General features: G+C 44.1%; 8 protein-coding genes and 1 pseudogene. 5 read left to right on the forward strand and 4 right to left on the reverse strand.

Going from position 1 to position 10,423, the window contains the following annotated elements; all coding sequences use genetic code 11:
- The coding region (locus B5J93_RS12285) for an enterochelin esterase domain-containing protein (RefSeq protein WP_143823550.1) at positions 1-823 on the reverse strand (823 nt) is incomplete at its 3' end.
- 86 nt (positions 824-909) lie between these two features.
- Positions 910-3,063 carry a TonB-dependent siderophore receptor gene (locus B5J93_RS12290; RefSeq protein WP_079326637.1) on the reverse strand — a complete coding sequence of 718 codons (2,154 nt, stop codon included), beginning with the start codon at positions 3,061-3,063 and terminating at the stop codon, positions 910-912.
- A gap of 104 nt (positions 3,064-3,167) precedes the next feature.
- Between B5J93_RS12290 and B5J93_RS12295 the strand changes: the two genes are divergently transcribed.
- Complete coding sequence (locus B5J93_RS12295; RefSeq protein ID WP_079326638.1) at positions 3,168-4,031, forward strand: helix-turn-helix transcriptional regulator; 864 nt, start codon at positions 3,168-3,170, stop codon at positions 4,029-4,031.
- 72 nt (positions 4,032-4,103) lie between these two features.
- On the opposite strand, the gene pilB is transcribed toward B5J93_RS12295, so the two are convergent.
- On the reverse strand, positions 4,104-5,813 hold the full coding sequence (gene pilB, locus B5J93_RS12300; RefSeq protein WP_079326639.1) for a type IV-A pilus assembly ATPase PilB: 1,710 nt from the start codon (positions 5,811-5,813) through the stop codon (positions 4,104-4,106).
- Between the two features lie 299 nt (positions 5,814-6,112).
- Between pilB and tpiA the strand changes: the two genes are divergently transcribed.
- From tpiA to B5J93_RS12320, 4 genes and pseudogenes are all read left to right on the forward strand, one after another.
- Entirely contained in the window at positions 6,113-6,862 is a 750-nt protein-coding gene (gene tpiA, locus B5J93_RS12305; protein WP_079326640.1) for a triose-phosphate isomerase, read from the forward strand.
- Between the two features lie 10 nt (positions 6,863-6,872).
- A complete protein-coding gene (gene secG / locus B5J93_RS12310; protein ID WP_079326641.1) occupies positions 6,873-7,169 on the forward strand; it encodes a preprotein translocase subunit SecG in 297 nt (98 codons plus the stop codon).
- 357 nt (positions 7,170-7,526) lie between these two features.
- Entirely contained in the window at positions 7,527-7,805 is a 279-nt protein-coding gene (locus B5J93_RS12315) for a hypothetical protein (protein WP_079326642.1), read from the forward strand.
- A 304-nt stretch (positions 7,806-8,109) separates the two neighbouring features.
- Positions 8,110-9,279, forward strand: a pseudogene (locus B5J93_RS12320) (ATP-binding protein).
- A gap of 81 nt (positions 9,280-9,360) precedes the next feature.
- On the opposite strand, the gene B5J93_RS12325 reads toward B5J93_RS12320, so the two are convergent.
- Positions 9,361-10,423 (reverse strand): calcium-binding protein (locus tag B5J93_RS12325; RefSeq protein ID WP_276526530.1); only part of this gene is annotated, 1,063 nt, incomplete at its 5' end.

Below are 10,423 nucleotides of genomic sequence, written 5' to 3' on the forward strand. Positions count from 1 at the left end.
TTGGGTTCGGTTGGTATAGGGGGTCGTGCGTGAGTTTGGCGAGCATGGCTTGACGTTTTTTGTAGCGAATATCATCAGCACTTATTGCAGGATTTGGGGCAAGCATGGGGACGTTGGGGGCAAATTCATAACTTAGCAAAAGAGAATCTTTAACCCAAAAACTTTTATACCAAATATCACTCTTTGGTAATTTATATAGCCATTCATGGTCATTACTGGGCGAGCCAAGCAAGCGGACGTTGACGGTCGGCTCACTTTCACGCCACAAAAATGTCATCAATGTCTTATCGCCCACTTGCTCTATCAAGGGAGTGCCATTTTTGGCAACATTTTGCCAAAAACTGGCTAAGTTTTGGGCGGTTGGGTCTTGTTGTACTTGTTGTAACAGAGGGCTTTGTGGTTTATCATTATGGTAATCTGCGTCGTCTTGAACGGTGTGATTATAGGTTAAAGACAGGGTATAACAAGCCTGTGATCCTGTGGGAGCGTCTAAGATCAGCCGATCATTGGTATGAGCATGCCATAGCAAAAAACTTTGCTCATTGACTTTGTTATTAAAAATCACACGTTTGACCTTATCCTGATGAAAATCAAGCGTCATGCCATGTAGTTTGTCGTTATTGCTAAATGAGATTTTGCCCGCTACCAGGGTATTTAGTTGCTTACTATCTAGAGGAATTTGGGCGTAATTGCCATGAATGCAACCTTGATATGCGGCTTGCAAAATATCATTATGACTATGCTTGGTTGTGATGTCGGCATGGCTGATTTGATAAAAAGACAAAGCGATGAAGATGACTAAGGTTTTGGCAGAATGTTTCATAAGCGTCCTGTTTTATTATTTAAATTGGCACTTTAAAGAACAAAAGAGCAATCATTACTGCTCTTTTCTCATCAAGCGTGATTTAATTACCAACGATAACTCACCGAACCGATGATTTGGCGTTCTTTGCCATAAAAGCACGAATCGGCATTACTACAAGATGCCACATAATGCTTGTCGCCAACATTTTGGACATTGAGTTGTAGGGTTATGCCTTTTAGTCGTGGGAATAGTACTGCCGGGCGATAGCCAACTTTTAAATCCCAAAGTGTGTAGCTAGGTACAGTCAGTGTGTTAGTGTGGTCATAAGTTTTGTCTTGATGACGCATGCCCACACCTACGCTTAGACCGTCCAAAGTGCCAGAAAAACGATAGTCCGTCCATAGTGAGTAGTTGTGTTTTGGTACATTCCAATGGGTTTTGCCAACATTGCTAGGGTCAGTATCTCTTTTGATGGTTTTGTCAAGATAAGTGTAGCTGCCACTTAGCCCCCAATTTGGTGTGATGTCGCCTTGTAACTCAATCTCAGCCCCCAATGTTTGCACTTCGCCAATTTGTTTATTGCTACGAGTGGCACGGTCAAACTGCATAAGATTTTGCTGTTTGATGTCAAATAGCGACCCTGTCAAAAGTACCCGTGGCGTGATTTGGTATTTTACGCCAAGTTCGGCCTGGGTGGACGTGGTTGGTTTTAGGGCGTTGCCATTTGCGTCTGTACCGATGGCAGGGACAAAAGACGTGCCATAGCTGATATAGGGCGACACACCGTTATCAAAAGCATACAATGCCCCTGCTCGCCATGTAAATTTACTGTCTTTTTGGCTTGTGAATTGATTATTAAGCAGGTTTAGCTCGCTTGTTTTTGATTTGTCATAACGACCCCCAACCAAAAAATGCCACTTGTCAAATGCCATTTCATTTTGGACGTACACCCCAACTTGGCGATTTTCTTGCTTGTTGTTAGTGCGAAGGATGGGTGGGGTGATATTGACACCGTAAGCAGGGGCTTGCCAGTCAATGCTTGGGGCATCTCCAAGATGAGTTGTTTCATCACGGTCAATATCAGTATAATCCACACCCGCCATCATACTGTGCGACAGACCACCTGTATTAAGCTTGAAATTCACAGAATTATCTGTCTGAAAAGCAGTATGTGAATAATCCCACATTCGAGCCTTGCGCACCAAAGTACTAGGGCTGTTGCTATCAGGATACCAAACGATGACGGATTTTAGAATGTCGCTATATTTGCCATAACGGGTTTTTTGGCTGAATCTTAAATTATCATTAACATCATAATCAAACTGATAGCCAAGCTGGGTTTGTTTGGTTCTGATGTCGTGAAAATTGGGGTCAGAACCAAAAAAGTCATAGGGTATGTATTTGCCATTGACAGATGTTAATAAACCTTGCGCCACCAGAAAATTACGGTCGCCCGCTTTGGGCTGGTTTTCATGCAAGGCAAACACTTGCAAATTGGCTTTGTTGCTGATTGTCCAGTTGATAGATGAAGATAGGGCATGGCTTTCTTGCTCAGCATCGCCTGCTTGCCATTCTAGTTTTTTGACCGCCCCAACCAAACGATAGTCCAAATTATCACTTAATTTGTTATCAATATCAATGCCAAGCTCGGTGCGGTTATTTGCCCCTACTTTTAGGGCAATCTCTTTCTCATTACTACCACTTGCCTTTTTTAGGTTAATATTAACCACGCCACCAGGGGAAGATTTGCCATATAGAGCAGAGATACCGCCTTTTAGTACGTCAATACTATCGATAAGATAGGGGTTCATTTCAAGAGAAGTGGCATAGCTCATGCCATCCACAAGCAAGGCTGCCCCACCACCGTCATGCTTGTTACCAACGCCACGCACCGTCATTTCAATATTACCATTCTCACCACGATAACCCCCTTGCACACCACTGGTATAGGCAAGCGTCTCTGCCACGTCAATCGGCTCTCGCTCATCCAGATGACGGCGTGTTACCACGTTGATAGATTGAGGCGTGGTATCTAGATAAGCATCTGTTTTTAGGGCGGTAATTTCATCATAAGGGCGGATATAGCTGTACCTTGCCCCGTTTCTTTGAATAATAATGGTTTCTGGTGCAAGAGTAACGCGCGGTTCGCCAACATTATCATCAGTGTTGGCAAATGCCGTAGGATACGCCAAAACACCGAGTACAGCAAGGGCTAAGGGGTGTAATTTTGGCAAAGGATAGGTTGAAAAGTTTTGCATTTTAACTCCTAATTCTTGACAAAAATAATAATATAAATGATAATTAATAAAATTTTAACACAATCGCGACACACCCAACCGAATAAAAAGCAATTTTTTAACCAATGAGCATCACAATAAATCCCCACGAGCATCAGGCGAATTGTCAGCACATTCGGCTCATCACGGACGTGATTGACGTGCATATTTGCTTAAAAATAACCCATGTTGATACGCTTGTACCTACATATACGACAGCTTGGGATTATTTTGAACCAGGTGTGCGACTGGTATTTACCCTGGATGGGCAGACACATTTACGGTTTGATGGGGGAGACGGCGAGTATTGGCATATTTATCAGGCACAAGGACAGGGTTTGTTATTTCCCATCAACCAAAAGACATTGGGCGACAAATGTTTTGTGCAGGGCAGGCAAAGCGAGCTTGTGATTTTTTGCAATTATTATTATTTGGAGAATTTAGGCATCTCTCCGATGATTATCAAAATGTTCAGAAATGCTCATTTAATACCTTTTACTATTGACATGAATGCAACGGCAAGGCTGTTAAGTCAAATCATTACCCATTATTACATCCACAAAACCACCCCAAAAAAGCTGATTAATTTATTGACAAAACAAGTTTTTAAGCAGGTATGTCAGGACAATTATTCTTATCAGTATCATCATCGAATCATTCAAGCAGGACAATTATTACAGCACTGCGAACAAATACCGAGTATTGATATGCTTGCCAAACAATGCCTGACAAACCGTACAACATTACAAAAGGAGTTTCAAAACATCTTTGGCGTGTCGGTCATCAAATATGGCAGGGAATACCGCCTTTATGTGGCACTCAACGCTCTAAGGCGTGGCGAGAGTGTAGGTGGTGCGGCGTATTTGGCAAGGTATGATAATCCTGAATGCTTTAGTAAGGCATTTAAGCAGTTTTTTGGACGTACACCGTCAGCGTTTAGTGTCAAGTAAAGACAAATATCAAAAACAACCCAACAATCAAAGCCCTTGAATATACAAGGGCTTTTGATTATTTAAGCGATATTATTCAGAAGTTACCCGATACATCTCTTGGATACTGGTTGTACCCTGCAGTACTTTCATGATACCCGAGCGTCTCAAATCACGAAAACCGTACTTCATTGCCTCGTCTTTGATTTGAATGGCGTTGCCGTCTTCCATGATAATCCGTGAAATGCTTGGGTAGATTTTTAGTACTTCATAAATGCCCACACGCCCTTTATAACCTTCACGACACTCAGAACAGCCCACAGGCTCATAGATGACGTTATCAGGATTGGCAAGATCTTCTTCGGTAAAGCCCATTTCTAGCAGGCTCTGCTTGGGTACGTTGGTCGGCTTTTTGCAGTTTTTGCACAAACGGCGAGCCAGACGCTGGGCAATCACTAGGTTTACCGATGTGGCAATGTTAAACGATGCCACGCCCATATTACGCAGACGAGTTAGGGTCTCAGGAGCGGAGTTGGTGTGCAGGGTGGATAATACCATGTGTCCCGTTTGGGCGGCTTTAATGGCAATCTCGGCAGTCTCCAAATCACGAATCTCACCGACCATGACGATGTCAGGGTCTTGACGTAGGAATGCTTTTAGGGCGGAGGCGAACGTGAGACCCACTTTGGGGTTGACGTTTACTTGGTTAATCCCTTCTAAGTTAATTTCCACAGGGTCTTCGGCGGTAGAGATGTTGGTCTCGGGCGTATTTAGGATGTTAAGACCAGTATAGAGCGAGACCGTTTTACCCGAACCTGTCGGACCTGTGATAAGTAGCATACCTTGAGGTTTATCAAGAGCTTCTAAGAACAGCTCTTTTTGGTCAGGCTCATAGCCGAGTGCATCAATACCAAGCATCGCTGATGACGGGTCAAGAATACGCAGTACGAGCTTTTCGCCAAAGAGCGTAGGGCAGGAGTTTACACGAAAGTCAATGGCTTTTGTTTTGGAGATTTTTAGCTTAATACGACCGTCTTGGGGAGCTCGGCGTTCAGAAATATCCATTTGCGACATGACTTTAAGACGAGCGGCGATTTTACCTGCCAGTTGTACTGGTGGGCGATTAATGATTTGCAAAACCCCATCCACACGAAAACGCACACGGTAAGACTTCTCATACGGCTCAAAGTGCAAATCCGATGCTCCCATACGAATGGCATCAAGGAGCATTTTATTAACGAACTTGACCACAGGGGCATCTTCACCACCGCCTGAATTGACGTCAGTACCTTCATCATCTTCATCACCTGACCCACCATCAAAGTCCCCTGACAGGTCAACATCGCCTAGGTTGCCCAGTCCGCCACCGCCTGAGTAGACATTCTCAATCATCTTTTTGAGCTTGTCTTCTTCGACAACGATGGTCTCAACAGTCAGCTTGGCGTTAAAGGAGATGGCATCAATGGCATCTAGACGGGTGGGGTCGGACAAACCCACAAAAAGTTTATTACCCCGTTTAAAGAGTGGCAATGCCCCATACTGATTAATGATTTTCTCATCAACCAGCTCTTTATTGACCGCATCAGGAGACAGTGCATTTAGGTCAAATAATGGGTCGCCAAATTCATGAGCAAGCAGACTGGCAATCTTATTTGCAGGGGCAACTTTGTTTTCTACCAAATATGGCACAATCGCCATGCTTTGCTGCTGGGCTTCGGTCAGAGCCTTGGTCATGGCATCAGGGGCAACCAAGCCATTTGACACCAAAATGTGTGCCAAACCACCAAAATTCGGAGCGGACATAATATTTTCCTAAATCATTTGCCAATGTTTATTAAAATCAAATGAGCGACAAATTTTAAAAGAAATGTGTCATCAGATAAAAATTGGCGTGAAAATTGCATATATTTTGCTTATTTTACTCCAAAAATACAAAATTTGCTGTGCTTTTGCCATAAAATTTTACTCAAAGGGCAAAGTTTTAGGATTATCGGAAAAACACCGCCAATAATACCGCCCATCATTTGTGTGCTGATTTTTTGGGGAATATTTGCTATAATATGCTGTTAGGTTAAAATTACAATAGAGCCAAAGGAAATCCCATGAGTCAAAAATACGTCATCGGCAACTGGAAGTTAAACCCTGCCGCCGTATCAGACGCGGCCGCCCTTGCCACAAGCCTGCCTGCCAATGATGGCTGTACTGTGGGCGTGGTGCCGAGCCTTGTGCATTTATCAGCTGTCAAATCAGCTTTGGCGGACGGCATCCTGCTCGGCGTGCAAGACATCGCCCATAAGACGGCTAAGACAGGGGCATTTACAGGCGATGTATCGGCTTGCCAAGTGGCGGACGTGGGGGCGACTTTTACCCTTGTGGGACACTCCGAACGCCGTCAATATCATGGCGAGACCGATAAGATTTTATCCGCCAAAATCGCCCACGCTTTTGCTCACGGTTTATCGGTCATCTACTGCATTGGCGAGACCAAAGATGAGTATGAGCGTGGCGAGACGTTTGGGATTTTAAAAAACCAATTAGCCATTTTAAAGGCGTTTGTAAATCAAGCAGATGACGATGCTGCCAAACTTATCATCGCTTATGAGCCTGTTTGGGCAATTGGCACGGGGCTTACCCCAACCTTTGATGAAATTGAAAAAACACACCGCTTTATCAAAGACGAATTAGCTACATTTGGTATGACCACCCCCATTTTATATGGCGGTAGCGTGAACGACAAAAACGCCCCCGAATTTGCCAAATCAGATGTCATCGATGGGGCATTGGTCGGTGGAGCTTCCTTGAAAACCGACAGCTTTACCGCCATTATCCACGCATTTAGCCAATCAAAATAACGAGAACACCATGTTTACATTTATCTTAGCCATTCATATCATTGTCGCCATTGCCTTATCAGGTCTCATACTCATTCAGCACGGCAAAGGGGCGGATGCTGGGGCAAGTTTTGGCTCTGGAGCGGCAGGCACGGTGTTTGGGGCGGCAGGTTCGGCAAACTTTCTAACTCGCACCACCGCCATCCTTGCCACCATATTTTTCTGCACAAGCTTGGCACTGGGCTATCATGCCCAACAAGAAGCCCGTGACCAACTACGCCTAGATGTGCCTGTGGCTGATACGTCCACGCCTACCAAAACACCGTGATTGATGATGCAAGGGCGGGGTTTTGCCAAGCTCTTATCACAATGAATACTTCTCAATTTAACATCCGTGTCTTAATGGCAAGTCATTTAGACATGGATTTATCAGTAAAATCAACAATACACTTTCTGCAAAACCCTTTTCACTCTAAAACATCCCAATGAACTACGAAGTATCCACACACTTATCTGACAAAAAGTTTAAACGCTTAACTGGCGTTGTGTGAGATATACTCCTGTTATTTACAGACCCTAAGGTAAAATACTGTAAATAAACATACATAAAAACACAAGACTGCTTCCCTGTCAAAGGGAAGTCATTTGGACAGCTTATCATAAGAACAAGCAGGCACAATCATTAATGGATTTGCTCAGCAAAGCCGAGCAGAACTACAACACAGCCAAGGGCAACTACAACAAAGCGAAGGCTGGCTATCAGAGCACCATCGTCAAGCAACAGCAGATGATATCGCACTTAGAGCAACAGCTGACACAAAAAGACAGCGAGATTTTGACCTTGCAGACTGCCTTGATAGAGCTAACCGAGCAGGTGGAGAGTTGGTCGATGATGCTTGGGAATTTACAAGACAATGCGACATGGCTAAACAGTCAATTAAAACCATTAGAGACAAGGTTGTAACGCTAAAGCTCTACCGTGCGGATACAGAGGAAGCTCTTACAGAAGATGACATGCAAAAACTGGCGTATGACACGCCCATCATGGAGCTGACCCCCATGGTGACTTACGCACTAAATCATAAAAAAGACAAAGATCATGCAATGAAAAGATGAGTGGGCGTTTGACGGTCATGTTAAGATTGCATTGACTTTAAAATTAGTTTAATTTAAGATGTAATCTTAAATTAAACTAGGATTTATTCATGTACATTCCCCGTCATTTACATCACATGCTAACAAAGCTCATCGCTCAGTTTCCTGCGGTCATGGTTACAGGGGCAAGACAAGTGGGCAAATCCACGTTGCTACAACACATCGCCCGTGAACAAGAAGAGAGGTATGATTATGTAACCTTTGATGACCCCATGCTCTTTATGATGAATCACACAGGGCGTTTGGTGTTAGATGAAGTGCAATACGCCCCTAAGCTGTTTTCGGTCTTAAAACTGCACATTGATGAGAAAAAGCAAAATGGTCTGTTTTTGTTGTCAGGCTCGCAAGCATTTAGCCTCATGGAGCATGTCAATGAGAGTCTAGCAGGGCGTGTGGCGGTGCTAAGACTGCTTGGTTTGTCTTATCGTGAGATTCGGGGTGTTGAGTTCTTTGAGGGGTTTGTGCCAACAGAGGCGTATTTAAAAGCCTATGAATCTGCTATGGATAGACAAGAGCAGACCACAGATGACAAGCGCAGTCCTGACACGCTATGGCAGATGATTCACAAAGGACAAATGCCAAGGCTTTATGAGCAAGAAACGCATTGGGAGGTTTATTATGCTTCTTATGTCAGTACCTACCTACAAAGAGATGTCCGTCACATTGCCAACATCAGGGATTTAAATGACTTTACTCGCTTTATGACAGCAGTGGCCGCACGAAGTGGTGAGCTGTTAAATTACAATAACATCGCCCAAGAGGTGGGCGTGTCTGTGGACACCATCAAACGTTGGATTGCCATTTTAGAGACCTCAGGCATTGTATATCTACTAAAACCTTATCACCATAATCACTTAAAAAGAGCAATAAAAACCCCAAAAATCTACATGCTAGACACAGGGCTCATGGCATACCTAACCAAGTGGCTGACCCCAGAGGTGTTGCAACATGGGGCTAAAAATGGGTAGTTCTTTGAGAGCTTTGTGGTGGCGGAGATTTTAAAATCCTTCTACAATCAGGGCATTGAACCGCCTGTTTATTTTTATCGAGACACCAACCAAAAAGAGATTGACATCATCATAGAGCAAGACGGTGTCATCTACCCTGTGGAGATAAAAATGACCGCCAAACCCACCAAAAAACACGCCACACACTTTAACACCCTAAAAGAGCAACTGCCAGCTGACGAGATTGGTGTTGGTATAGGCGTCATCATCAATCAATACCCAAATAAACTGTGGCTTGATAAGGAGTTGGTGGCGTTGCCTGTGGGGTATTTGTAAAACACCACCCCAAACAACCCACATAAAACGCCCCCAAACCTAAATTTGAGGGCGTAAGATAAAACACAAGTAAAGTCAAACTTAAATAATTGTCGTACCACCCTCTGTGGTGAGGGTCTTAAATTCCTCCATTAGTGCCAAAGACACATCGAGTGCTTTGTTAAAGCCGTCAATGTCTGTATGGGTGGCAGTTTTACTTGACTTGAACAGACCAAGTAGCTCTGTGGCACTAATGCTACCGCCGTCAGCAAAGCTGATATTGATGTCAGCATTATCGCCTCCTGTAAAGAAGTCTTTGATGGTCAGCTTATCAGTGCTTCCAGATACTTTTAGAATAAGGTCATTATTCATCTTGGTAAGACCCCTGCCAACTTGGTTAAAGCTTATGCCATCAAAGTAGATGTTGTCATAGCCACCGCCTGTATTAACGATGGTGTCTTTGCCAAAACCTTTGGTAAAGTAGTATAGGTCATTGCCACTGCCACCGATAAGCCTGTCATTGCCACTGCCACCGATGAGAATGTCATGTCCTGCTTTGCCATCTAAGGTGTCTGCCCCTGCTAAGCCCTGTAATTGGTCATGATCGTCTGTGCCATAAAGCTTGTTGGCACGAGCATCTCCGATGATGTGATTGTCTTTTGAGATGGTTAGCGGTGCATTATCATGGACATCTGGACTTACGGCAGGTGGCAGAGCTGATTCATCAGACTTTGTTGGCACTTCTTTACCAAACAACTCATAGATTCTCTTGTAATCAATCTGACCGCCTGTCTCAAACTTGATGGTCTCGATAATGCTGTCGGCACTGCCAAAGAAGTCTTTTAGCGTTACTTGATTGGTGGTGCTACCATTGACTCGCAGTATCAAATCATTGCCTGACATCAAAAGAGTGGAACCTACCTGATTAAAGGTAATGCCATTGCCAAACACCAGCGTGTCATTACCACCTTTATCAATGATGGTGTCAACGCCTTTTGTGTAGACAAACGTATTATCGGCGGTTGTGCCTCTTAAGGTGTCATTGCCTTGGGTGTCTTTGATGGTATCACCGATGGCAACAGGGGCTGATGGAGATGTCTCTGTGGGCTTATCCACTGTGGCACCAGCAATGCTAAGGTTGATATACGTCCCTGCACTGTGATTA

The organism is Moraxella equi (assembly GCF_002027555.1).
GTDB lineage: Bacteria > Pseudomonadota > Gammaproteobacteria > Pseudomonadales > Moraxellaceae > Moraxella > Moraxella equi.